This is a genomic window from Rothia santali (genome assembly GCF_024199905.1).
In the GTDB taxonomy this organism is placed as follows: domain Bacteria; phylum Actinomycetota; class Actinomycetes; order Actinomycetales; family Micrococcaceae; genus Rothia; species Rothia santali.
Window position 1 is genome coordinate 1 of sequence record NZ_JANAFB010000003.1, and the last position, 22,073, is coordinate 22,073.

At 67.4% G+C, this 22,073-nt stretch carries 27 protein-coding genes; 8 read left to right on the forward strand and 19 right to left on the reverse strand.

What is annotated here, in order from left to right; all coding sequences use genetic code 11:
• On the forward strand, nucleotides 1–684 hold a 684-nt coding region (locus NBM05_RS01735; protein ID WP_254164673.1), incomplete at its 5' end, for a helix-turn-helix transcriptional regulator.
• Nucleotides 685–937: 253 nt separating this feature from the next.
• Here NBM05_RS01735 and NBM05_RS01740 read toward each other — a convergent pair.
• From NBM05_RS01740 to NBM05_RS01750, 3 genes are all read right to left on the reverse strand, one after another.
• Nucleotides 938–1,174: a type II toxin-antitoxin system prevent-host-death family antitoxin gene (locus NBM05_RS01740; protein WP_254164675.1), complete on the reverse strand. Its 237-nt coding sequence runs from the start codon at nucleotides 1,172–1,174 to the stop codon at nucleotides 938–940.
• Nucleotides 1,175–1,289: 115 nt separating this feature from the next.
• The gene (locus tag NBM05_RS01745) at nucleotides 1,290–1,796 is read right to left on the reverse strand and encodes a GNAT family N-acetyltransferase (RefSeq protein ID WP_254164677.1); all 507 of its coding nucleotides are present in this window, start codon (nucleotides 1,794–1,796) and stop codon (nucleotides 1,290–1,292) included.
• Nucleotides 1,789–2,382, reverse strand: a complete 594-nt coding sequence (locus tag NBM05_RS01750) for a winged helix-turn-helix domain-containing protein (RefSeq protein WP_254164679.1) — start codon at nucleotides 2,380–2,382, stop codon at nucleotides 1,789–1,791. Before NBM05_RS01750 ends, NBM05_RS01745 begins: the two co-directional genes overlap by 8 nt.
• Nucleotides 2,383–2,493: 111 nt before the next feature.
• On the opposite strand from NBM05_RS01750, the gene NBM05_RS01755 reads away from it, so the two are divergent.
• On the forward strand, nucleotides 2,494–2,880 hold the full coding sequence (locus NBM05_RS01755) for a VOC family protein (RefSeq protein ID WP_254164681.1): 387 nt from the start codon (nucleotides 2,494–2,496) through the stop codon (nucleotides 2,878–2,880).
• Between the two features lie 13 nt (nucleotides 2,881–2,893).
• On the opposite strand, the gene NBM05_RS01760 is transcribed toward NBM05_RS01755, so the two are convergent.
• The 12 genes from NBM05_RS01760 to NBM05_RS01815 all read right to left on the reverse strand — a co-directional run bounded on the left by NBM05_RS01760 (nucleotide 2,894) and on the right by NBM05_RS01815 (nucleotide 10,073).
• Nucleotides 2,894–3,733, reverse strand: coding sequence for an alpha/beta fold hydrolase (locus NBM05_RS01760; protein WP_373689262.1), 840 nt, complete (start codon nucleotides 3,731–3,733; stop codon nucleotides 2,894–2,896).
• Nucleotides 3,734–3,997: 264 nt separating this feature from the next.
• Nucleotides 3,998–4,429, reverse strand: coding sequence for a VOC family protein (locus NBM05_RS01765; protein WP_254164683.1), 432 nt, complete (start codon nucleotides 4,427–4,429; stop codon nucleotides 3,998–4,000).
• 139 nt (nucleotides 4,430–4,568) lie between these two features.
• The gene (locus NBM05_RS01770; protein ID WP_254164685.1) at nucleotides 4,569–5,921 is read right to left on the reverse strand and encodes a YkvI family membrane protein; all 1,353 of its coding nucleotides are present in this window, start codon (nucleotides 5,919–5,921) and stop codon (nucleotides 4,569–4,571) included.
• Nucleotides 5,922–6,135: 214 nt separating this feature from the next.
• Nucleotides 6,136–6,681, reverse strand: coding sequence for a GNAT family N-acetyltransferase (locus NBM05_RS01775; RefSeq protein ID WP_254164896.1), 546 nt, complete (start codon nucleotides 6,679–6,681; stop codon nucleotides 6,136–6,138).
• Between the two features lie 121 nt (nucleotides 6,682–6,802).
• Entirely contained in the window at nucleotides 6,803–7,222 is a 420-nt protein-coding gene (locus tag NBM05_RS01780; RefSeq protein WP_254164687.1) for a type II toxin-antitoxin system VapC family toxin, read from the reverse strand.
• Nucleotides 7,219–7,452 (reverse strand): FitA-like ribbon-helix-helix domain-containing protein, encoded by a 234-nt coding sequence (locus NBM05_RS01785; protein ID WP_254164689.1) that lies wholly within the window; start codon nucleotides 7,450–7,452, stop codon nucleotides 7,219–7,221. The genes NBM05_RS01780 and NBM05_RS01785 overlap by 4 nt, the downstream gene beginning before the upstream one ends.
• Nucleotides 7,453–7,517: 65 nt before the next feature.
• Nucleotides 7,518–7,955, reverse strand: a complete 438-nt coding sequence (locus NBM05_RS01790) for a VOC family protein (protein ID WP_254164691.1) — start codon at nucleotides 7,953–7,955, stop codon at nucleotides 7,518–7,520.
• Nucleotides 7,956–8,010: 55 nt separating this feature from the next.
• Nucleotides 8,011–8,313 carry a HigA family addiction module antitoxin gene (locus NBM05_RS01795; protein WP_254164693.1) on the reverse strand — a complete coding sequence of 101 codons (303 nt, stop codon included), beginning with the start codon at nucleotides 8,311–8,313 and terminating at the stop codon, nucleotides 8,011–8,013.
• Complete coding sequence (locus tag NBM05_RS01800) at nucleotides 8,300–8,581, reverse strand: type II toxin-antitoxin system RelE/ParE family toxin (protein ID WP_254164695.1); 282 nt, start codon at nucleotides 8,579–8,581, stop codon at nucleotides 8,300–8,302. Before NBM05_RS01800 ends, NBM05_RS01795 begins: the two co-directional genes overlap by 14 nt.
• Nucleotides 8,582–8,788: 207 nt before the next feature.
• On the reverse strand, nucleotides 8,789–9,208 hold the full coding sequence (locus tag NBM05_RS01805) for a PIN domain nuclease (RefSeq protein WP_254164697.1): 420 nt from the start codon (nucleotides 9,206–9,208) through the stop codon (nucleotides 8,789–8,791).
• The gene (gene vapB / locus NBM05_RS01810) at nucleotides 9,199–9,423 is read right to left on the reverse strand and encodes a type II toxin-antitoxin system VapB family antitoxin (RefSeq protein ID WP_254164699.1); all 225 of its coding nucleotides are present in this window, start codon (nucleotides 9,421–9,423) and stop codon (nucleotides 9,199–9,201) included. The genes NBM05_RS01805 and vapB overlap by 10 nt, the downstream gene beginning before the upstream one ends.
• 191 nt (nucleotides 9,424–9,614) lie before the next feature.
• Nucleotides 9,615–10,073, reverse strand: a complete 459-nt coding sequence (locus NBM05_RS01815) for a helix-turn-helix domain-containing protein (protein ID WP_254164701.1) — start codon at nucleotides 10,071–10,073, stop codon at nucleotides 9,615–9,617.
• An 85-nt stretch (nucleotides 10,074–10,158) separates the two neighbouring features.
• Here NBM05_RS01815 and NBM05_RS01820 point away from each other — a divergent pair, with 85 nt between their 5' ends.
• Nucleotides 10,159–11,976, forward strand: coding sequence for a bifunctional NAD(P)/FAD-dependent oxidoreductase/class I SAM-dependent methyltransferase (locus NBM05_RS01820; RefSeq protein WP_254164703.1), 1,818 nt, complete (start codon nucleotides 10,159–10,161; stop codon nucleotides 11,974–11,976).
• A gap of 191 nt (nucleotides 11,977–12,167) precedes the next feature.
• Here the strand turns inward: NBM05_RS01820 and NBM05_RS01825 are convergent, their stop codons facing one another.
• From NBM05_RS01825 to NBM05_RS01830, 3 genes are all read right to left on the reverse strand, one after another.
• Nucleotides 12,168–13,094, reverse strand: coding sequence for a phosphotransferase family protein (locus NBM05_RS01825; RefSeq protein WP_254164705.1), 927 nt, complete (start codon nucleotides 13,092–13,094; stop codon nucleotides 12,168–12,170).
• A gap of 101 nt (nucleotides 13,095–13,195) precedes the next feature.
• The gene (locus NBM05_RS15305; RefSeq protein WP_302183615.1) at nucleotides 13,196–13,321 is read right to left on the reverse strand and encodes a hypothetical protein; all 126 of its coding nucleotides are present in this window, start codon (nucleotides 13,319–13,321) and stop codon (nucleotides 13,196–13,198) included.
• Nucleotides 13,322–13,582: 261 nt separating this feature from the next.
• Nucleotides 13,583–14,764 carry a PD-(D/E)XK nuclease family protein gene (locus NBM05_RS01830; RefSeq protein ID WP_254164707.1) on the reverse strand — a complete coding sequence of 394 codons (1,182 nt, stop codon included), beginning with the start codon at nucleotides 14,762–14,764 and terminating at the stop codon, nucleotides 13,583–13,585.
• Nucleotides 14,765–15,843: 1,079 nt separating this feature from the next.
• Between NBM05_RS01830 and NBM05_RS01835 the strand changes: the two genes are divergently transcribed.
• The 5 genes from NBM05_RS01835 (at nucleotide 15,844) to NBM05_RS01855 (ending at nucleotide 20,914) form a co-directional block, all read left to right on the forward strand.
• Complete coding sequence (locus tag NBM05_RS01835) at nucleotides 15,844–16,149, forward strand: helix-turn-helix transcriptional regulator (protein ID WP_254164709.1); 306 nt, start codon at nucleotides 15,844–15,846, stop codon at nucleotides 16,147–16,149.
• Nucleotides 16,146–16,298 (forward strand): hypothetical protein, encoded by a 153-nt coding sequence (locus NBM05_RS01840; protein WP_254164711.1) that lies wholly within the window; start codon nucleotides 16,146–16,148, stop codon nucleotides 16,296–16,298. Before NBM05_RS01835 ends, NBM05_RS01840 begins: the two co-directional genes overlap by 4 nt.
• Before the next feature lie 85 nt (nucleotides 16,299–16,383).
• A complete protein-coding gene (locus tag NBM05_RS01845) occupies nucleotides 16,384–17,994 on the forward strand; it encodes a DNA primase family protein (protein WP_254164713.1) in 1,611 nt (536 codons plus the stop codon).
• An 885-nt stretch (nucleotides 17,995–18,879) separates the two neighbouring features.
• Complete coding sequence (locus tag NBM05_RS01850; RefSeq protein ID WP_254164714.1) at nucleotides 18,880–20,286, forward strand: hypothetical protein; 1,407 nt, start codon at nucleotides 18,880–18,882, stop codon at nucleotides 20,284–20,286.
• A 37-nt stretch (nucleotides 20,287–20,323) separates the two neighbouring features.
• Complete coding sequence (locus tag NBM05_RS01855; protein WP_254164716.1) at nucleotides 20,324–20,914, forward strand: recombinase family protein; 591 nt, start codon at nucleotides 20,324–20,326, stop codon at nucleotides 20,912–20,914.
• 35 nt (nucleotides 20,915–20,949) lie between these two features.
• On the opposite strand, the gene NBM05_RS01860 is transcribed toward NBM05_RS01855, so the two are convergent.
• The gene (locus NBM05_RS01860) at nucleotides 20,950–21,927 is read right to left on the reverse strand and encodes a hypothetical protein (RefSeq protein ID WP_254164718.1); all 978 of its coding nucleotides are present in this window, start codon (nucleotides 21,925–21,927) and stop codon (nucleotides 20,950–20,952) included.
• Nucleotides 21,928–22,073: the final 146 nt, after the last annotated feature.

The following is a 22,073-nucleotide window of genomic DNA, read 5'->3' on the forward strand; positions in this document are numbered from 1 at the left end:
CTGGCCAAGCTGGACCAGGTGATGCCACCGCGGCTGCGCTCCGAGGTCCGCGCGGTGCACGGCGCGACCGTCTCCCTCCCCCGCCCCGGGACCGCGATCGACCCGGAGCTGCTGCTCACGCTCGCCCGCGCCTGCCGCGACGAGGTCCGCGTGGGCTTCGACTACACGGACCGGGAGGGCACGGCCCGACGCCGCACGGTCGAGCCGCTCCGCCTGGTCACCACCGGCCACCGCTGGTACCTGATGGCGTGGGACGTGGACCGCGGCGACTGGCGCGTGTTCCGCCTGGACCGCATCGACGACGCCGCCGCGAGCACCTGGCGGTTCAGGCCCCGGCCCCACCCCGACCCCGTCGAGCATGTGCACCGCTCCGTGACCGAGGCCCCGTACCGCCACGTCGCCCGGGTCAGGGTGAACGCACCCGCCGAGGAGGTCGCGGCGCGGGTCCCGCCGCAGGTCGGGCGCGTGGAGGAGGATCCGCTCGAGGGGTGGTGCCTGCTCGTGGTGGGCGCGGACCGGCTGGAGTCGATCGCGGTCCACGTGGCGCTGCTAGGGTTCGAGGCCGAGCTCGTGGAGCCGGAGGAGCTGCGAGTGGTCGCCGCGAAGCTGGCCGGTCGGCTGGCGGGGATGGGCGGGAGCGCCGCGGTGGACGATCCCGGCGATGGGGATGAGCCCCGGCCCTGACTCCCGGCGGGCGCCCTCGCCCGATCCGCGGATCGGGCGGCGCTGCGCCCTCTTCGCGAGGAGGCGGCCCGCTTCGGCCCCTCAGCCCCACGGATCCAGCAGCGCCACGCCCATCGGCTCGAAGTCGGTCACGTTGCGCGTCGCCACGGTCATCCCGTGGACCTGGGCCGTCGCGGCGATGTAGGCGTCGCGCTCCGGGCGCGGGCCGCAAGCTTGCGGATCTCGCTCTGCGCGTTCGTGTCGAGCAGGTACTTCACAGCTGCGGATCCCTCAGGCTGAACGGGCTCGGGAGCGGTACGAACTCGACGTCGGCGTCCTCGTCCATCCGCAGGCGCTCCACCACATTCCCGCCCTCGCGCGTCAGGCGGTGGAACTCCTCGATCGACAGGAGGACGTAGGCCGGCTCCCCTCGATCGGTGATGACCACCGGACCCGAGGCTGCCGCGCGCTTGGCAGCGCTGACGTCGCGATTCAGCTCGCGTGCGCTCATCTCGAAGACCATAGGACACCTCCCGTGAACAAGTGCTTACCTAGATTCTCAGACGGGTGACGGTGGTTTTCCAAGGCCGGTGGACCGCCGACGTCGCACGCTCTTCACCCGCAGGTCAGAGCGCCTTCCTCATCGCGGGCCACGCAACCTCCGCGAAACCCTCCCGCTCATACATGGACCGCCCCGCGCTGGTCGCCATGAGCTCCACCCGCCGGACGCCGGTCGACCGGGCCCACTCCATCACGGCCCCGAAGGCCCGGCGCGCATGGCCGCGGCCCCGCTGGGAGGGCACCGTGCACACCGTGCTGACCAGCACGTCCCTCCCCTCGGGGCAGGCGGGCGACGGCGCCGCATCCCTGACCGCGCCCACGGCCCCCGCCACGACGCCTTCGTCCGTCTCCACCACGAAGATGCCGTAGTCGGGGTGGGTCAGCCGCTCCGCGAACCAGCGGCCCGCCGCCTCCTGCCACGGACGCGATTCCGCGTCCGCCACGCCCATGGCGCGGAACATCTCCCGGCGCAGGGCGACGAGGGAGCCGAGGTCGCGGGCGGCGGCGCGGCGGACGAGGGGACCGGTGCCGGCGGCGTCGCCCGCGGTGGGGCGGCGCGCCCCCTCACCCATGCGGTTCACCGGTCATGACGTCGAACAGGGGACGCGAGCGAACGGTGCTCAGGAACGGGGACGGATCGTCCGCCTGCCACTCCTCGGCTGACACCCGCGTGATGTTCACCGGCAGGGACAGCTGGGCACCGGCACGGTTCGCAATCTCCGAGAGGGTGCGGCGCGGGACGGCCCCGACGACGAGGACGTCGAGGTCGTTGGGGAACGGCCCCGCGACGCCGCTGCGACGGGCCGCCCACGACCCGTAGATGAGCACCCGCTCCGCGCCCTCGACGGACTCGAATGCCTCGCGCAGCACCGGGACCGGGCCGTAGGTCGCCGCGATGACGTCTCGCATGAGCGTGAAGAGCGGGTGGTCCTGATTCGCGCGGAGGAGGCGGTTGCGGCCCTCCTGACGATCCCGAAGGACTCCCCCCTCCACCAGGCGACTCGCCTCGCGATGGACGACCGGCGCGCTCGCCCCCGTCCTGCGGGCGATCTCGGACAGGGAGAGCTCACGGTCCGGATGCCCCAGCGTCTCCGCGAGAAGGGCCCCCACGGCGTCGGACCTCACCAGCGGCGTGAGCAGGGACGGCAGAGTCTTCATATAACCGGATCATATTTTCCACTTATGGGAAGTGTCAAGGGCTGGTCCTCACCGTCACCGCATCGCCTCGCCCCTTCCCCCGCGCACCCCGCCCGCCTACACTTCACACGTATGAGCGGTTCCATCCAGCCCCAGCACACCGTCTTCGCCCTCGACTGCCCCGACGCCGTGGCCCTCGCCGAGTTCTACGCCACTCTCCTCGGCTGGGAGGTCGTCGCCGAGGACGAGGAGCCCGACTGGGTGGAGGTCCGCCCGCCCGGCGACGCCGCCTACCACCTGGCCTGCCAGCAGGTCGAGGGCTACCGCGCCCCCGAGTGGCCGGACGGAGCGATCCCGCAACAGGCTCACCTGGACTTCTACGTCGAGTCCATCCCCGACGCCGAGCCGCGGGTCTTCGCGGCCGGCGGCACGCGGCACGAGGTCCAACCGAGCGAGGACGGCAGCTTCGTCGTCTACCTCGACCCGGTGGGGCACCCGTTCTGCCTCTGCCGCTCCTAGGCGCGCACCCCGCTCAGTCCGTGAGCAGGAACGAGCGCAGCGCCGCGATCACCTCGTCCGGCTTCTCGGAGTGCACCCAGTGGCCCGAGCCGCGCACGGTCATGCGCGTGGTCTTGGGGAACAGCGCCCGCATCGCCGGGCCGTCCTCGCGCGTGACGTAGTCGGAGCGCTCCCCGGCGATCCAGAGCACGGGCCCGGTGAACTGCGCCCCGCCCGCGTCCGGGAAGCCCATGACCGCCTCGATCTCGCGGCGCAGCATCTCCAGGTTGGGCTCCCACCGGAACCCCTCCCCCTCCCGCCGGAGGTTCTGGAGCAGGAAGCCGCGCACGCCGTCCTTCGGAATGGCCTCGCGCAGCTGCTCGTCCGCCTGGCCGCGGCGCTCCAGCCCGGCGAGGTCGACGGTGGCGAGCGAGTCGAGCAGGTGCTTGAACTCGCCCCGCGCGGCGTCGGCGGCCACCGGCGAGATGTCGACGACGACGAGTCGCCGCACCAGCTCGGGGTGCCGCAGCGCGAGCACCATGGCCACCTTGCCGCCCATCGAGTGGCCGACGACGTCGACCGGCCCGTCCGCGGCGAACCCCTCGCGCAGGTGCGCGGCGACGGCGTCGGCCATCTCCGGGTAGTCGACGCTCTCGGTCCATTCGGAGCGGCCGTGGTTGGGCAGGTCCACGAGCAGGCTCCGGGCCTCCGGCTCGAGGCCGGACGCGATGCGGGTGAAGTTCTTGCCGCGGCCGAAGAGGCCGTGGAGGAACACGACGCGGCGAAGGAGCGCGGCGCCGGAGGTCCCCCGCGAGGCGTCCTCTGCGGGTCCGGCGACGACGGAGTGCAGGGTGGGCTGGGCTTGATCGTTCACGTGTCCAAGGTAACCGGAGCGGCCGGGCGGTGTCCTCCGGCGCGGCCGGGGTGAGACGATCAGGACACGGCCCGCGGCGAGGCGATCCCGGGCGTGGCCCGCGGCGAGGCGGCCTCGGCACGGCCCGTAGTGAGGCGGCCCCGGCCCGGCCCTCAGAGACGCGGCTCCGGCGCGCTCCGCGGTGAGACAGCCCCGGCACGGCCCGCGGCACAGTGGCGCCGGATGCGGCCCGCTGCGGGTCGCGCCCGGGGCCGGCATCGTCGCTCAGTCCTCCTCGGCGGAGTCGGCGGAGAAGGCCCACATGACCCCGAAGCGGTCGAAGACCGTACCGTACCAGCCGCCCCACGGAGCCTGCTCCAGCGGCATGCCGACCGTGCCGCCGGCGTCGAGGAACTTCTGGAACAGGGTGCGGGCCTCCTCGGGACCCTCCGCGGTGTAGAGGAGCGAGTAGGCGGTGCCGGTGAGCGGGTAGTCGTTGCCGTCGTCCATCGCGTCGCCGCCGGAGATCACCCCGCCGGGCAGGGTGAGGGTCGCGTGGGCGACGGACTGCGGGTCGGGCGCGAAGGGCATGCCCTGCAGGTCCATGTCGCCGTAGCGGATGACCTCGAGCTCCCCGCCGAGCACCTCGTGCCAGTGCTCCATGGCCTCGGCGGTGGTCCCTGGCAGGGCGATGTAGGTGGCGATGGACGAGGTCATGGCGGGCTCCTTCGACGCTGAAGTGGCTGGAGACTCCAGTATCACCCGGCGCACCGGGCCGCGGCCAGACCCGGACGGTCCCGACGGCGTCCGCGCACGACGTCGTGCTCCCGGCCCCGGCCCGGCCCCGCGCGGCGCGTCAGGCCGAGGGACCCGCCGACCCGGACCCGGTCTTCTCGCCCTCCTCCTTGGTCAGCTTGGCCAGGCGCTCGCCCAGCTCGCGCTGCTGCTCGACCGGGATCTCGATGCCCGTGGTCTGCTCCGCCTCCCGGTAGACGTCCTCGCTCATGAAGTCCCCGAGGTGCTTAGCGCGCAGGTTGGACTCGTCCACCGCCTGGATGAGCGCGCTGGCGTGCCGCGGGGTCCACCGGCGCTGCGGGTCCAGCCGGTAGAGGATCAGGGCGCGCACCCGGTCGCGACGGAGGCTCTCCGCGCTGATGTCGCTGCGGGCGCTGACGAGCCAGGTGCCCACGAGCACGGCCACGAACAGGATGCCCAGCCACCCGAGCACGGGGAACACGTTGTTCACCAGGGCCGTGAACGGCAGGAAGCTCAGCCCGAAGCCGATCAGCGTCACGGCCACGAACACCACGCGGTAGAGCGAGGGCCGCGGCACCGCGAGCCGCTTGCCCAGCGAGTAGAAGACCCCGAGGGCCGTGCTGAAGATCATCAGGTACGTGGCGATGGAGGCGATGACGCCCAGGATCGGGTTCATCTCGTTGATCAGCGCCAGCGTCGGCAGGTCGGAGGTGTAGACGTCCTCGACCCGCAGGAGCAGGGCGGCCGTCATGAGCAGCAGGAGGCCGCCGAAGATGAGGCCGCCGAGGAACCCGCCCCAGCCGGCCGCCTGCGGGCTCCAGTTCTGGCCGCCGATGATGATCGCCATCGCGATGCCGCTGAACATCGACAGGCCCGTGTAGTTGACGGTGGACAGCAGCCAGTTCGGCAGGGAGGAGGTGACGTGCTCGATCGCGAACTCGTGCACGCCCTGCAGCGAGCCGCTGAAGGTCAGGATCGAGTACAGGCCGGCCGCGAGGATCAGGGCGATCATGGCCGGGGTGATGCCGCCGATGATGCCGCTGACCCGGTCGGGGTTGAACATGCCCGCGACGATCACCAGCACCACCATGATGGCGGACCCGGCGAAGAGCGGCAGCCCGAACTGCTGGTTCAGGTTGGACCCGGCGCCGGCCAGCATCACGAAGCCGATGCAGAACTGCGCGATCGAGAGCCCGTAGTCCATGAACTTGGCGAGGAACTTCGAGGCGATCGAGTCGAAGACCTTTCCGTGCGACTGCGCCCGGAAGTAGCTGCCGTACTGGAGGATCGCGAGCGCCGTGAGCGGCATGATCAACAGGTTCACGCCCGCACCGGCCAGCCCCCACCAGCCGTAGGAGACGTAGAACTGGAGCATCTCCTGCCCGGACGCGAAGCCCGCCCCGACCGTGACGCCGAAGTAGGCGAGGCCGATCATCAGGACCCTCTTGAGCATGCCGAATATTCCCCTCAATGCGTGCGACTGTGTGCGAAGTACATAGGAAGCTTACTGATTTCCGGTCGACCAGCCTACTGATTGATTTGTGATATTCAACGCTGTCCGAGTCGGCCGCGGGCTTCTCTCGCGTCTCAGACTCCCCCGCGGATACGGCGGCGCGGGCACATGGTCCGCCCGGACGACGTCGGCCGCGTCAACCCGAGCGGTGCCCCTACCCCGCGCGGAGATCGCGCCGCATGATCACCCGAGGGAACCCGTCGAGCACCGACCCGGTCCGCGCCGCCAGCGTGAACCCAGCCCGCTCGAACACCCGCCGCGTGCTGACGTACGCCATCGTCGGGTCCACCCGCTCGACGCCGTTGTCCACCGGGTACCCCTCGATCGCGGGCGCGCCCCGCTCCCGCGCGTGCTCCACCGCGCCCTCCACCAGGGCATGCACGATCCCCTGCCTCCGGTGCCCCGGCCGCACGCGGAAGCACCACAGCGACCACACGTCCAGGTCGTCCACGTGCGGGATGCGCCGGCTGCGCGCGAAGCTCGTCTCGCTGCGCGGGTGCACCGCGGCCCACCCGACCGGCTCCCCCTTCAGGTAGGCGACGACGCCGGGCGGCGGCTCCTGCGCGCACAGCTGCCGGACGCGCTCGGCCCGCTCGGGCCCGCGGAGGGCGTTGTTCTCCGCGCTGCACAGCCGGTGGCTCAGGCAGAAGCAGACGCTCGACGTCGCCTTCCTCGGCCCGACGAGCGCCGCCACGTCCATGAAGACCGTCGCGGGCCTGACCTCGATGCGCTGGTCATCCACGGGCTCAGTATGCGCCTCGGTGCGCCGTAAGATGCTTTGCCGACTGGCGATTCGACTCAATCAGGAAGAATCTATTGGATCAGTCCGCCCAGGGGTCGATGACCCTCACGCCAGTACACGCGAAGTCCTTGACGTTGCGCGTCGCACACGCAGCACGGTGGGCGCGGCAGATCGCAGCGATCTGGGCGTCGGCAGTACTGATCGGCAGCCCCTCTCGTTCGCGCCGGGAGAGCACTTCAGCGTATTGCTCGGCGGCGGCGTCGTCGAAAGCCAAGATAGCGCCCGACTGGCGGTATGGCCCCACAGCGGCATTGAGGGCAATCTGCAACTCTTCCTTGCGTCGCCCCTCGGGGAGTCGGCGCACCCCGGCCAGGAGTTCGGCCAGGGTGACCGAGGTGATGGCGACCTCTTCTCCCGGTGCTTCCAGCAGTGCGACGACGCGAGCGTTCGGACGCGGCTTGAAGATCTCAGAGATGACGTTGGTATCGAAGACGATCACTCGAAGTCGACCACCCGCGCCACGTCGTCGCGCGCGGGGACGGGAAGGTCCTCGACGCCACCCACCTCTTGCGCCGCCCGCAACAGTGCCAGGCCGATGTTGCGTGGCTCCGTGGCGCGGGTGAGAATGTCACGGGCTTCGGCCTCCATGGAACGGCCGTGGTCCTTTGCCTGCGATGCCAGGCGCTGTTTAACCGACTCGTCGAGTCCGCGGACGATGATGGATGCCATGAGAATCACCTCGCTAGTTGCTATCACTCATGATATCAGTCCCTTCGATGGTGATCTCGCCGCACTCACCCACCCGCGAGCTCCTCCGCCAGCATCACGATGATGCCGCTGGGCCCGCGCAGGTACGTCAGCCTGTACGCGTCTTCGTAGGTGGCGACGCCGCGCAGCGGGTGGCAGCCGTGCCTTGCGGCGATCTCCAGGGCGGCGTCGAGGTCCCCGACCGAGAAGGCGACGCGGTGCATGCCGATCTCGTGCGGGCGGGTCGGCTCCGTGGGGATCGCCTCGGGGTGGATGTACTCGAAGAGCTCGAGGCGGCCGTGGCCGTCCGGCGTCTGGAGCATCGCGAGCCGGACGTGGTTGCCGTCGAGGCCCACGGCGGTGTCGGCCCACTCGCCGCTCACCTCGTCGCGCCCGAGGACCGCGAGGCCGAGGTCGGTGAAGAAGGCGACCGCGGCGTCGAGGTCCTCCACGGCGATGCCGACGTTCTCCAATTTGATGTCCATGCGCACCAGGCTAGCCAGCGGCGGGGAACGGGGGAAGTACCCGTCGGCCCCGGGATCAGGCGGCCCGCAGCGGCGTGATGGCCTCGATCCCGGTGTCCGCCCTGTCCCGGGCGCGGTCCAGGTCGTAGTGCGACTGCAGGTTGAGCCAGAACTGCGCCGAGACGCCGAAGTAGCGGCCGAGGCGCAACGCCGTGTCGGCCGTGATCGCGCGCTTGCCGTGCACGATCTCGTTGATCCGGCGCGGCGGCACCCCGATGGACACGGCGAGCTTGTTCTGCGTGATGCCGAAGCCCTCGATGAAGTCCTCCATGAGCACCTCGCCGGGGTGAACGGGCGCGAGCCTGTCAGTGGTAGTCAACGACCTCGACCTCCTCCGGGCCGGCCGCGGTCCACACGAAGCAGATCCGCCACTGACCATTGATTCTGATGCTGTACTGACCGACCCGATCGCCTGTGAGCGCCTCGAACCGATTTCCGGGCGGGACGCGAAGCTCCTCAAGCGCCTCCGCGGCTCCCAGCAGACGGAGCTTGCGCAGGGCCGTCCGCTGGATCCGCGGGTCGATGGACGGCACGCGCTCGCGATGCCACAGTCGTTCGGTGGCGCGGTCACCGAACGATCTGATCATGGCCTCATCGTATAACGCATCGCGTTATTAACGCTAGGCGTTAGGTCCGAACGCGGACATGTCGCTCTCAGCGAAGCAGACGGACTCTGCGGTCCGGCCGCATCCTGAACCCCATGCCCGATGACAACGCCGGCTCGATGTGGCCGGCACCCAGGCCTCCAGCCGAGCCGGCCACGAGACCAGCGCATCGCGGCCCTTCGCCTCCGGTCACCTCACGGCGAGCGTCTCGACCGGCTGCCCCGTGATCTCCGCGATGAGATCGAAGTCCTTGTCCATCGCGAGCACCGTGAGCCCGGCCTTCTCGGCGGTGGCCGCGATCAGCAGATCGGGAATGGAAGGTGCCCGATAATGACCGCGATCGGCGAGGAGCATCTGCACCTCGAAGGCACGGTACTCCATCGCGGGCGTCAGATGCTCGACCGGCATCAAGGATAAGGGCGGGAGGCCGAAGGCCGCCCTCCCCGCTTCACCCGAGCGGGCGGAGAAGCCGAGCTCGAGCCTCGTCACCGTCGAGAGCCGCACCAGGCCCCGTCCGATGCGCGCGTTCCATTCATCGAGGCGCGCGGCGTGGCCGGCCTGCATCCGGACGTAGGCCGATTTGTCGACCAGCCAGCTCGTCACCGCCACGCGGCGTCCATCACGTCACCGTCCGCCAGGTCGGCGAAGGCCGCTGCGGACCTCTCCCAGTCCGCAGCGGTCAGCTCGGTTGCGGGGTTGGCGGGAGCAGCCCCTTCGAGCTTTCTGCGCAGGAACTCGTTGCGAGACAGGCCTTGATCGGACGCCGCGGCATCGATGCGCTCCACCGCCTCATCGCTGAGACCTCGAATGAGCACGTTCGTCATGATGATCACCTCTTCCACTATGATATCGCGATGTCATCGCCCCTTCTAGCCACCCTCACGCCGTCGCAGGGATGCCCCGCGATGCCGGCCCCCTCAGTTCTCGCCGTCGTGCCGATGCACGGTGTGCCCCTCCCGGTCGAAGATCATGATCACCTCGGCGGGCCCCCCTTCGGCCACGAAGGCGTGCGGGGTCATGGTGGCAAACTCGGCCGCCTCCCCCGCCTCGACGACCACCGCGCGCTCCCCCAGGAAGGGCGGACCTTGCCCTCCATCACGAAGAACCAGTCGTGCCCGGGGTGCACCCGCTGCTCCGGGACCGCGGAGGTCGGCTCGAGCCGGACCTTGAGGGCCTTCATGGTGCCGGTCGCCCGGGAGAGCGTCCAGGTGGTGCGCGAGCCCTCCCGGCTCGGCTCGGGGCGGATGACGACGTCGGCGTCGGTGTCGTCCTCGAGCAGGGTCTCGACGTCGGTGCGCAGGGCGCGGGCCAGCGGGAGGAGGACGTCCAGGCTGATCGCGCGCTTGCCGGTCTCGATGCGGCTGATCGTCGAGGGACTGAGGTGGGAGCGCTCGGCCAGGTCGTCGAGGGAGAGGGACTGGGCGTGGCGCAGGCTGCGCAGCCGGGTGCGCACGACCTGTTCAATCTCGGACATGGGGGCCTTCCGGGCGTCTCGTGGCGGTCCTTGCGAATACCGCAAGATGGTATGCACTATACGCGATCCTCGCTATTCTCGACCTATGACTTCCAGCGACCAGCGATCCGCAGACCAGCACGACGCCGACCGGGCGCACTCCAGTGGCGGCACCTCGGGTGACGCTCCGGTGCACGCGCACGACGGCGCGTCGAACGCCGACCAGGTACACGCCCACACCGGTGCGTCGAGCGCCGACCAGGTGCACGCCCACACTGGTGCATCGAACATAGACCGGGCGCACGCCCACGGTGACGCATCGACCGCCGACCAGCCGTCCGCCCCGGCCCGTCCCGCCATCACCCGGCACGCCGACGTCGCGATCATCGGCGGCTCCGCTGCCGGCCTCGCGGCCGCCCTGCAGCTCTCGCGTCAGCGGCGCTCGGTGATCGTGGTCGACTCCGGGGAGCCGCGCAACGCGCCGTCCGCCTCAATGCACAGCTACCTGGGCCACGAAGGGCGCTCCCCCGCCGAGTTCCTGCGGATCGCCCGCGCCGAGGTCCGCTCCTACGGCGCGGAAGTCCTCACCGGGCGGGCCCTCGACGTCGTCCGCGAGGCCGAGGGCTTCCGCCTCCAGCTGACCGGTGGCATCGTGCTGTGCGCCCGGCGCGTGGTCGCGGCGACCGGCCTGCGCGACGAGCTCCCCGAGATCCCGGGCCTCGCCGAGCACTGGGGCGCCTCGGTCATCCACTGCCCCTTCTGCCACGGGTACGAGGCGCGGGACGGACGCATCGTCGCCCTCGTGACCTCGCCCGCCGGGCTGCATCCCCTGCCCCTGCTGCGCCAGCTCACGGAGCGGCTCACCGTGGTCGTCCACGGCGGCGTCCCCGCCGAGGACCCGCAGCTGGCGACCCTCAGGGCCGTCGGCGTGCGGGTGATCGTCGGCCCCGTCGAGCGGATCCTCGACGACGACGCCGGGGAACTGCGCGCCCTGCGGATGGCCGACGGCGCGGAGGTCCCCGCCGACACCATCCTCGTCGGCACCCGACTGCACGCCCGGGTGGAGCCCTTCGCGAGCCTCGGCCTGACCGCTGGCGAGCACCCGAGCGGCGTCGCGAGCTACGTCGAGGCGGATGCGTTCACCGGCGCGACGGCCGTGCCCGGGGTGTACGCGGCCGGGACCCTCGCGGAGCCGATGCTGCAGGTGCTGCCCACCGCGGCCGCCGGCGCGCGGGTCGGGGCGATGGTCAGCTTCGACCTGGCCCAGGAGGACCTCGCGGCCGCGGCCCGCCCGGTCGCGCACGCCGCCGACTGGGACGGTCGCTACAGCGGCGACCCGCAGTGGAGCGGCAACCCCAACGGCTCCCTCGTCGCCGAGGTCGCCGGCCTGACACCGGGTACGGCCCTGGACATCGGGGCCGGCGAGGGCGGGGACGCCCTCTGGCTCGCGGAACAGGGCTGGCGGGTCACGGCGAGCGACATCTCGGCGCGGGCCCTCGACCGCGTCCGCGCGGAGGCGCAGCGCCGCTCGGCGTCGGTGAAGACCCTGCAGGCCGACGCCAACGCGGCCGCCCCCTTCGCCGGAGCCCGCTACGACCTGGTCACCGCCGCGTACGCCTCGATCCCGCGGACCCCGGACGCGCGCGGCCTGGCGAACTTCCTCGACGCGGTGGCACCCGGAGGCAGGCTGCTGATCATCAATCACGACGTGAGCGACATGCGGGAGATGCTCTCGACCGCGGATCCGGACTCGACCCGCCCCTTCGACCACGAGGCCTTCGTCGGCACCGACGACTTCGTGGAGGCCCTGTCCGCCTCGCCGGACTGGGAGATCGAGGTCAATGAGCGCCGGGAGCGTCCCGCCGGAGCGGTCTCGGCGCATCACGTTCACGACGTCGTGCTGCGGGCCCGGCGAGTGGGATAAGTTCTGCGTATCCGACGCGCGGACTGATGGTCCAGCCTGCGCCGACGCACCGGTACTCCTCTCCCCTGCTGCAAGCTCAGATCCCAGACAGCTGACGACGGCCGCCCTATCTCTGACGACGATCGCTCGGCCCGTCGTCGGGGATGGGACGGTTCACCCGGCCCTTCTGTTGCATTGGCAAACGGTCGTCCTCAGCCAAGCACCGCGGACCTGACGTCGGGTCTGCGAAGCATGTTCGCGCACCAGACGAAGTGTCCGTCGGCCGCGTCGGATCCGAAGCAGGCGTTGGTGATCACCGCGTACGCCGCGCGGTAGACGCCGTACCGCCGAGGGTCGTGGCCGAAGCGGGCGAGGAAGGCGTCGTTGAGGAGTTCCTCGGACTCGCGTGCGTGCGGGCCGTACATGTCGAAGATGCTCGCCGTGATGGCGGCGTCGAACTGCGGGTCGCCGATGGTCGTCAGGAAGCCGAAGTCCAGCATTCCGCTGACCTGATCGTCCTGGACGAGGACATTCGCCGGGATCAGGTCGCCGTGGATCAGGCCGGTGACTTCCGGGGCGTCCAACTCGCGCAGCGCGTGGGTCAACGCAGTGACGAGATGATCGACGCCGTCCACTTCTCGCCGCAGCAACCGGGGCGATGCTCGGAACCGGCGGTCGACCAGGTCGGCCAGCGCCTCTGTGAAGAGTGTCTGCTGATCGAACGGCTCGTCGCCAGGCAGGATCGGTAGGGCTGCCAGTCCCGGCGATGCCTGTACCTGGGCGATGCCCGCCAACGCATCGCCCATCCATCGAATCGCAGCCGCATCAGCGACCGGTGGCTCAGGGAGACCGTCAATACGCAGCGGGCTGCCATGCACCCTGCGTTCGATGGTGATAAGGACGTCGTCATCCTCAAGCAGGTCGAGAACCACCGGGGCGTCGAACTCCAGGTCCGCGTACCCCAGCGCCGCTCCGAACTGCACCAATGCATCTAGGTCAGCGCGAGAACGACCACGCCAGACCTTGGCGACCTCCATCGCCGACAACGCGACGACGGTTCCTTCCATGCCCACGCCCAGAAGCTCGGCCGGCTGCCAGCCGTGTCGTCGCAGCACCGCAATCGCTCGGGTATCCAACACACCCGCGACTTTAGCCGCAATACGCTGTCCCGTGCCTCAGTTCGACCTCGGGTCCCTCCGTGAAGAAGCATGGGGCGTATGAGTTCACCAAGTCTCCAATCTCATTCCGCGCCTTTGCCGCCTCGATCTGAAATCTTGTAGACGTCACCCTGCTGGTCATAGGTGATCCATTCGCCCACGGGCTTCCCGGCGTCGAAGTGCCCGGAACGCTTGAGCGTGCCATCCACCCGTTACCACTCCAAGTAACCGACCGGACTACCGTCCTCGATCTTGCCCTTCGGCCAGCGTGTCACGCCATTGGCGTGGTATTTGATGGTGAAGCCGTCGATGACCTCAGTCTTCTTCGCACCGGATGCCATCTATTTCAGTCCCAAGACGCTAGACGTTGAACCGGAGCTCCACGACATTCCGGCACTAAGAAACATCATGCGCGCCATGCGGTTCACGCAGGGGTCATATCGAGACATGCCGGATGCACGACGCCGGATTCAGGCTCTTGAGTTCACCTCTAGGAGTCTGATGAGCTCGTCGTGAAGTCTGCAGTCGTCGTGATCGAGACCATCGAGCACTTCATCCAGAGTCACTGTCGTCTGACGGATCATCAAGGCATCAACGAGGGTGACGAAGACATACGAGTAGTTCACGGTCACTAGATCGACAGTGCTCTTCCAGTCTGGATCCCGTTCGTTGGCATACCATGCCGTGGGCCCAAACTTGAGTTGGACATGAGACCCGCCTGACTCAGCCACACCTTTGGGAAAGTCGACGGTGATCGTCCACTGGTAGATGCCCTGCAGATTCGCACCTACCCTGCATATGGGTTCACTGCCAAGAGTCTCGCTGAGCTGACGATTTAGGGGGCCTTCGGCAAAAGCTCGAAGACGGTTCTTAACCCCCTGGAGCACTTCACGTCCCTCGACGAACTGTTCTCTCGCCTGCATGGCCAAGTCACTCGCGAACTTCTCCGCTGCTTCGTCCTGTCTCTGCGCTTGATACCTCTCGGCTTCGCCTGTGTCGCACATGGCTGTTATGAACCGGAGCACATCCCGTTTTCCCATAAGGCCTCCTGACCTCACGAATTTTCGATGCATCTGCTGGATGAAGGAGTACGAGTCTGCATTCTCCTGCTGGTAATTCGGATCGTCATGAACCGCATCGTACAGCCTGTCGATCAGCCTGCTATATGTCAGGACCAGCGCCTTATCCCATCCGCTGGTTTGCCGGGATCGGTCTTCGTCACGGCACAGCAGGACCACCGCCCCCTGTCTGCGCTCACGACGACTGAAGTTCAGGTAACGCTCATACGCGTGGCCGTGTCCATCCGAGATGAAGTAGTTCTCAACAACGAGTGAGGCATCCTGGTTCTCGAGTACCAGGTCGGCAATGTCGGCCGGGTCCCCGACCGATCCCGTGTTCACCTCCTGCCGCACTCGGTAGCTCCCGTACTCGAATGGGGAAGGACACGTGCAGGCGGCGTTCACTTCATCGATGAAGATCCGTATGAACCGGTCGTGCAGATCATGAGACCCGCCGCTGTCGAGCAACCATCCGAATACATTGGAGATCTGCTTCTCATGGGTTCCGTGGTGCATGACATCAAAAACGTTGAACTTCTGGCCCAACGACTTTCCAAGGATCGGCAACAGCCTGGGGACTAACTCACCCGTCATTTTCCGCTCTCTTGCTTCTCTGTGGGGTAGGAACTCGTCATTCCATCATGCACGAATCGCTACCCGCATCGAAGCATCATTACCCTTGGCCTGAGTCGACCACCGCTAGACGTTCAAATAGTACTCCACATCGGCCCCCATGCACGTGGTCGCAGATCTCTGTGCGAGGTCAATTGCTGCCAACTTCGAGGAATGCCTGTCCCTTGAGCCTAATAGGACCTGACGTAGGAGGGTGTTCATGGAGCACGCCAAGAAAAACAAGTCGACGCTGACCCGAGCCTGAGCAACAGATGGCTGCGAAGCTGGAGCGCATCATCAGTGACTCCGAAGCCTCATACGCTGCAGCTCACAATGCTACGTACCGCGAAGAGCTGATCCACGCACTCATGCCACATGATGGAAGTACCGTAGCCGGCTGGTCTGAGAACCGCCCGAGCCGCCCACGCCCCCTAGAAAGTTGGTAAGTGCGTTCGGCATCCACCCAGACGTTGAGGCCCATCCTCCAAGTAGTCGACAGGGACCTCCCCCGCGAGGGGATAGCTCATGACCCACTCGCCACCAGTTCGGCCATCCGGTCGATCTAATGGATTGCCACACGGTTTCCATAGTGACGACCCCTCAACGATCCCCGAAGGACACCGGTCAAAATTTACTCGTCTGGCGCGCTGCCATGCGGCCGACGCCGGAGCCCTGAGATGGCTTTGGGACACATGGGACATTCCGATCCCCTTCTTTCTCACGTAGGGGTATGAGAAAGAAACCGTTGCCTACGTCCCTTATGTCCCCATCATCTCCGAACGAGGCGTTCCCATCCTGTTGGCCCGAGCTGTCGGACGGTTAATGAACAGAAGATCAGAAGGACTAGGGTACACCTGCTTGATCGAATGCAATCATGCGCCAAGCCTGTTGTGGCCGTGTCCCTAGTCATCCTTGCTTTCCTGGTCAGACATGGGTAGTTTGAGTTGCACCCGATTGCTCCCTCGGAGCGATTCCCGGCTTCACCTTGTGGAGTCGAACCGCTAAGTGTACCCAATAGAGGTGCAGCGGCCCCACTCTGGGGACGTATGAAGCGTGGTCTCATGAGCCGCGCATACGCGGGGCTGAGGCGCGACGTGAGTGCCGTGGGAATCAGAACTTTTCATCTTGCGAGAAAAGATCTGGAGCACCCCATGATCACCTCAGTATCTTCTGATTCTTCTCACGCGACCCCGGGCGCGGCACTGTCGGTCGACGGCGCGGCGGCATACCTCGGAGTGTCCAAGAGCGCCCTCGACACCTGGCGGACGCGCGGTCAGGGGCCGCGGTACAGCCGCTTGGGCAGGCGTATCGTCTATCGAATCGCAGCGCTCGACGAGTTCCTGCTCGAGAGCGAGCAGCGCCGATGAGCGCCCTGGCTGTCCTCGAGACCGATCAGCGCAAAGATCAGCCCGATGATATCGACGTGCTCGTCGAACAGATCGTCGACGGATTCCCTCGGGTGCGCGATTCAGAGAAGCGCGAGCTGACACAGCTGCTCTCCCCCGTCTCCCGCTGAAGCTGGGCGACCCCGAATACGAAGTTGGGGTCGCCGAGCGGCTACTCGGCGACCCCGACACGGCACATCCGACAGGAGATTGCCCATGTCTGATTATATTTTCTCCCATGATCCCGGTGAATTCCACAGCATCGCGGCCGAGAAGAGCTTAGCTGTCAACGGCGTCGAAGAGGCCGACCTCGCGGAGGCCGAGCGGCAGTTCTTGATCAGGGACGCCGATAATCTGCGCTCCCATGCCCGTGTCGCCCATATCGCTGCGGCGGAGTGCGTCAACAAGTTCATCCATGTCCCCGGGCTGGGTTGGTACCACTGGAACGGTATGCGCTTTGTCCTTGACGTCGAAGACAAAGCCGTTACAGGGGCAGTGATGCGCGTCATCGGGAACTACGCTGTCGAGGCCCTTTCCGACAGGGAGCTTCTCGCCGACCTGGTCAAGTCTCAGACTTCCAGCGGCCTCGCCGGCGTCGTGCGCATCATGTCGACGATCACGAGCCTGTCCGCGCAGGTGGAGGAGCTCGACGCCGATGCCTACCTCCTGAATACTCCCTCAGGCGTTCTGGATTTCCGCGAGATCGAGACCGGGTCGGACTGGCGCTCGCTTACGGTGCGCCCGCACGACCCCAAATACCGGATGACGCAGATCACCAGAGGTGCCTACGATCCCAACGCGTATTCGGAGCTATGGCAGAGATTCATCTCGACCAGCCTTCCCGATGCCGAGGTCCAGCACTACCTGCAGCAGGCGATTGGAGTGGGACTCGTCGGTGAGCAGGTGGAGCACATCCTGCCTATCCTCACCGGTGTCGGGCGCAATGGCAAAGGGGTCTTCTACGGAGCGCTCTTGCACGCTCTGGGCAACTACGCAACGGTGGCGAGTCCGAGCCTGTTCAACATCGACCGACATGCAACGGCTGACAAGCCGAGCCCCGCCTTGCTCTCCCTGCGTGCACGTCGAGTCGTCTTCATGTCCGAGACGGCCAAATCGGCAGAGCTGGATTCAGCTCGAATTAAGGCGCTGAGCGGCAATGACAGGGTCGTGGCGCGTGGGGTCCACAGCAAGCAGACGATCGAATTTGACCCCTCGCATCTGCTGTTCCTCATTACGAACCATGCCCCGCAGCTGCCTGCTGATGACACGGCCGTCTGGGAACGGGTGCGCACGGTTCCGTGGGATGTGGTGGTGCCGCCCGATCAGCGCGACAGCGGTCTCGGCAGCAAGCTCAGAGCAGAGGCTGACACGGTACTCGCCTGGGCGTTGGCTGGCCTCGAGGCCTACTTCCGAGAAGGCCTGGTCTCCCCGGAGCGAGTGGAGGAGGCCACCGACCTGTACAGGACCAATCAGGACACCGTCTCGAACTTCATTGCTGAGCGCTGCGAGGACGGCTGCACCGACAGAGAAAGCCAGTCGACCAAGGTCCTACACACCGACTACCAGAAGTATTGCAAGGCGAACGGGGTGATGCGCGAGCACGTACTTGGCGAACGCGACTTCGGCAACCGGTTGAGTGAACTGGGCTATGCCTCGGGAAAGTCTGGGTCGCGCCGGTTCCGCCAAGGGTTGAGGCTGCTGCCGGATGACGAGGAAGCTCGCGCCGAGATCGCGAAGGCCGAGGGTCTCGCGCGGGCCAAGGCGTTGCACACGGGCGATTCGCCCTCCGACGGTCCTAAGAAACCCGGCATCACCTACTGCGGCTGAGGCGGAGTGTCACCGATGCCAGGTTCTTCCCATCAGTTCTTTCAGAGGGGACTCCTGTCGATGCCGATCATTGCACGTCTGTGGGAGGAGCTCAGCACCAGAGGAACCGGACCGTTGAAGGGCGGGACAGGTGATAGATGCCGTCTGCGGTGCGATACCAGGCAGAGGGCCTGTTCTTGGTCTCGGTACGGTCATGGGCTGGCCTCAAGTTATCCCGTTGAAGACCGTATCGAGACCGAAGAAGGGCCCAGGAAACGTCGGGTCCATTCGAGACCTTATGAAGACCTGACCGGGACCTGTGGACGCCACGCTCTGGTCCAGAGGCAGACCTCGATCAAGCCATTTCGAAGTCTAGAGACCCATCTGGGCCCTCAAGGCCCCGCACCAGACCGTGACATGTCTCTTAAGAGTCCCAGCCAGGACATGAACGGGACCCGATGTGGTCCGTGTCTGGCCGGGATGCTCCATCGCCTCCCCCGGTGTCGGTGGGCCGGGGCTTCCTGCAGGTCTTCAGGCAATTCTCCTCTTCGGCGGTGTACACGACAGGAGCAGAGCCGCCGCAGCCCATCCCGAGGCCTCCGGTGGGGAGCCCCAGCGGGGCTCCCCACCGGAGCGCCGATGAGCGCCGCCAGGCGGTCGGCCCCCGGCAGGGCCCCGGACAACTGGAGCGAAGCGGAAGTTGTCTTACGGGGTTAAGACATTTCCCTTGTCCTGCGTTCGCCTCCCCATCCTCCATCATCCATGGATCTCGGGGAGGTGATCGGAGCAGCAGGACTAGGGAGAGATGCCGGCTCCTGGTGTGCGGGGCTGTGGAGCAGGAGGGGACCCGCACACCCGGAGACGGATGGGACTGAAACGAAGCACGATCGATAAGGAGTGAGTCAGATGGCGGAAATCATCGGACGGGCCGGCTTCCACGCCCAGCACACGAAAAACGTCAGCGAGAGGGGCGCGGTCCTGCACGAGATGATGCGCGAGCTCGATGAGGACTCGGTCGCCTACTGGGCTGCGCGGAACCCGAATATCGTCGTCGCCGACGAGGCGCTCAACGAGGCCATGGTCAACGACCGCGCCGGCGGGTTCCGGACCTGCACGGATCGGACGGAGGTGCTGGACTACGGGGCCGACCGTGTCCGCAGGGTCAAGCGGAAGTTCCGGGAGGACAAGCCCGATCGGAATACCGGGAGGATGAAGGGCGGCACCGTGACCACCTCCCTGCTGGTGGCTCACCTGCCGAAGTCTCTGTGCGTCGAGATCCCGGGCCACTACCCCGTGCTGGATAGCAAGACCGGTCAGCCCGCCGTGGACTACGACGGGCAGCCGATGATGCGCAGCCGGTGGGCCGCCCGGGACCGTGATCAGGCGCGGCGCTACTTCCAGGACGTGGTCCAGTACCTGGCCCAGGAGGTGATCCCCGGCGGGCAGGAGGCCGTGCTGGGCTACGACATCCAGCACAGCGAGAGCACCCCGCACGTGCAGGTCATCGCCGACACCTTCGCCGAGGACCCGAAGGATGCCGCGGCGCTGCGGGTGGAGGCGTCCCGGGCCTGGTTCTCCCACCGCGAGGTCAGGGATGAGACCGGGCGGCAGAAGAGCGGGCCGGCGAAGCTGCGGGACTACCACGCCGGCCTCAAACAGCACCTGATCGACCGCGGCTACGAGATCTCCGCCGACTTCGACGAGGAGCGTCACCTGGTCGGGATGGGCAAGGACGAGTACGGGCGGGTCATGGACGCGAAGCACCACATCGACAGGCTCCATGATCGGGCCGTGGCCGACCATGTGAAGCTCAACGACTGGGACGCGAGCCTGCTGGCGCACCGGCACGAACTGGAGGACAAGGAAGCGGATCTGACCGAGCACCAGCGCGAGCTCGAACGCCGAGAGGCAGAGCTCCCCGCCCTGCGTCGACGCGTCGCCGAGGACAGCCGGCAAGAGGTCCTTGCGACCGCCCGGACGCAGATCCAGGAGAAGGTCCAGCAGGAGCTCGCCAGCGCCCTCGCACCGGCGCAGTCGCTGTTGGATCGCCGGCAGGAAAAGCTCGAGGAGCGCCTGGCCCAGGCCGCCTGGGACCGGGAAGCCTACTTGAATGCCACGGCGCAGTTGGAGCGGATGAGCCGGTCTCTCCGACCCCTGGTGGAGAAATGGGAGCAGCGCAACCCGCACACCGAGCAGGGAGCGAAGGCCCAGTCCCATGCCGCGCGCATCAGGGGCATCGAGCAGCGGGCGGCCGAGATCCGTGCGAATGCTCCTGATCCTGACGCCGACCCCGAGGCCGAACTCGGCCACTAGTCACCCATACCCACCTCATACCGAAAGGACCACCATCATGCTCTACGGTTACACTCGGACCTCCACCAAGGACAAGCAGGACGATGACCTGCAGCGCCGGGCACTGACCGATGCCGGGGTCGCGAAGGCCCGGCTCTACTCCGACCAGGTCTCCGGCTCACAAGCGGCGAAGACCAGATCGGGGTGGGCGGCCCTCGACGTGCAGCTGCGCGCCGGCGACGAGCTGGTCGTCTGGCGCATCGATCGGATCGGGCGGTCGATGATCGACGTCGTCACCACGGTGAAGAACCTCGGTGACCGCGGCGTGAGCGTCCGGTCGCTATCGGACGGCATCGATCCCTCCACCCGCGAGGGTCGGCTGATGCTGAACTTGATGGCGACCTTCGCCGAGTACGAGCGAGAGCTCATTCAGGAACGCGTCCGAGCCGGCGTCAACGCCGCGAAGGCCCGCGGGGTGAGGATCGGACGCCCGGCACCGGACCCGGAGAAGGTCGCGCGGAACCTCCGGACGGTCCAGCATCTCATCGACTCGGAAGGTCTTGGCGTGGTCGAGGCCGCGAAGACGGTGGGCTGGTCGAAGGCGACGTATTACCGGCACAGATCGACTTCGAGCGGCAAACTGGCCTGAACCGGATCCGTGGCCATCGACGATCTGTGCAAGTCTCAGCGCTGCGCCCGGGCCAACCTCTTGTCGACGTCCAGGAGATAGACGAGGTCGTGCTGCCGCGCCGCCGAGCGGGCCTTGAACGCCTCCGCCGCACCGGCCACGGCCACCCTGCCCGCGGCCCCCGCCGCTGCAGCCGCGGACGGGAGCAAGGCGGCAAGGTCAGGGATGTTCGCGATCGCCACAGCAATGGTCGGCACGCCGTACCCCTCCGTCACGAGGCGCTTGCCCGTCTCGACCGCGACGCGGGTCTTCGACGCCGTGCTCCGCAGGTCATCGAGACTGGGGCGCACCTCGTCGTGCCAGAGCTCGTCGATCTCGCTCGGCAGAGTCGCGTCCAGCGCCGATGACTGGAGTTTATCGGCGAGGCTCTTCGCCGACGCTCGGTACCGGGCGCGCCCATCGGCGAGTTCGTCCCTCGCCTCGAGCACGTGGCTCATCGAGGCGTCGGGGAACGTCGGCAGCCGCTCCACAAGCCCAGCCCCCACTGCTGCCCGCCGGGACCTCAGCCCGGCGACGGCAGGGAGCCCGTCTGGATAGACTCCAGAGTCGAGCAGGAGTTTGGTGGTCACCTCGTCCAGCAGGACGTGGGAACCAGGATCGCTCAAAGCCTTCACCAGACGGTCGCGGAACCATGCGATCTGCTGATCGGTGGCGTCCTCGAGGCGGGTCCCGTCGCTGATCATCCTGACGGAGTCAGCTTCCAGCGCCATGTCGATCTCCACTGACTCATGACTGTCGAAGACCTCGTCGGCCTGCCTCTTCAGCGGAGGTATAGCTTCGCGCCACTGCCTCTCGTTCTCGATTCGGTCGGGATCGTTCCGGGGCCGAGCCTCTAGCGCCCTCATCGCCCTCCGGAAGTCTCGGGGAGCCACGCCCTCCACCCCGAGCCTCCTCAGCGTCCCGGCCGACAACGAGCAGACTGTCTTCCACGGGTCACCTGCGTCGACGTCCCGCAGTGGCCGGAAGTCGTTCATCCACGCCGCGCTCGGGGCGACTAGATCGACATGATCCGCGTACAGCAGGGAGCTCCGCAACAGGCGAAGCTCCCTTTGCAGCGACGGCTGGCCGCTGGGCTTCGTTCGAGGAGCGACACCGACGGTGATCGTCAGTCCCTCACGAG

Coding starts and splice junctions, on each gene's coding strand:
- NBM05_RS01740 (WP_254164675.1), bottom strand. CDS start 1,174: ATGAGCGCACGCGAGCTGAATCGCGACGTCAGCGCTGCCAAGCGCGCG.
- NBM05_RS01745 (WP_254164677.1), bottom strand. CDS start 1,796: ATGGGTGAGGGGGCGCGCCGCCCCACCGCGGGCGACGCCGCCGGCACC.
- NBM05_RS01750 (WP_254164679.1), bottom strand. CDS start 2,382: ATGAAGACTCTGCCGTCCCTGCTCACGCCGCTGGTGAGGTCCGACGCC.
- NBM05_RS01755 (WP_254164681.1), top strand. CDS start 2,494: ATGAGCGGTTCCATCCAGCCCCAGCACACCGTCTTCGCCCTCGACTGC.
- NBM05_RS01765 (WP_254164683.1), bottom strand. CDS start 4,429: ATGACCTCGTCCATCGCCACCTACATCGCCCTGCCAGGGACCACCGCC.
- NBM05_RS01770 (WP_254164685.1), bottom strand. CDS start 5,921: ATGCTCAAGAGGGTCCTGATGATCGGCCTCGCCTACTTCGGCGTCACG.
- NBM05_RS01775 (WP_254164896.1), bottom strand. CDS start 6,681: ATGGACGTGGCGGCGCTCGTCGGGCCGAGGAAGGCGACGTCGAGCGTC.
- NBM05_RS01785 (WP_254164689.1), bottom strand. CDS start 7,452: ATGGCATCCATCATCGTCCGCGGACTCGACGAGTCGGTTAAACAGCGC.
- NBM05_RS01790 (WP_254164691.1), bottom strand. CDS start 7,955: ATGGACATCAAATTGGAGAACGTCGGCATCGCCGTGGAGGACCTCGAC.
- NBM05_RS01800 (WP_254164695.1), bottom strand. CDS start 8,581: ATGATCAGATCGTTCGGTGACCGCGCCACCGAACGACTGTGGCATCGC.
- vapB (WP_254164699.1), bottom strand. CDS start 9,423: ATGACGAACGTGCTCATTCGAGGTCTCAGCGATGAGGCGGTGGAGCGC.
- NBM05_RS01815 (WP_254164701.1), bottom strand. CDS start 10,073: ATGTCCGAGATTGAACAGGTCGTGCGCACCCGGCTGCGCAGCCTGCGC.
- NBM05_RS01820 (WP_254164703.1), top strand. CDS start 10,159: ATGACTTCCAGCGACCAGCGATCCGCAGACCAGCACGACGCCGACCGG.
- NBM05_RS01830 (WP_254164707.1), bottom strand. CDS start 14,764: ATGACGGGTGAGTTAGTCCCCAGGCTGTTGCCGATCCTTGGAAAGTCG.
- NBM05_RS01835 (WP_254164709.1), top strand. CDS start 15,844: ATGAGCCGCGCATACGCGGGGCTGAGGCGCGACGTGAGTGCCGTGGGA.
- NBM05_RS01840 (WP_254164711.1), top strand. CDS start 16,146: ATGAGCGCCCTGGCTGTCCTCGAGACCGATCAGCGCAAAGATCAGCCC.
- NBM05_RS01845 (WP_254164713.1), top strand. CDS start 16,384: ATGTCTGATTATATTTTCTCCCATGATCCCGGTGAATTCCACAGCATC.
- NBM05_RS01850 (WP_254164714.1), top strand. CDS start 18,880: ATGGCGGAAATCATCGGACGGGCCGGCTTCCACGCCCAGCACACGAAA.
- NBM05_RS01855 (WP_254164716.1), top strand. CDS start 20,324: ATGCTCTACGGTTACACTCGGACCTCCACCAAGGACAAGCAGGACGAT.
- NBM05_RS01860 (WP_254164718.1), bottom strand. CDS start 21,927: ATGAACGACTTCCGGCCACTGCGGGACGTCGACGCAGGTGACCCGTGG.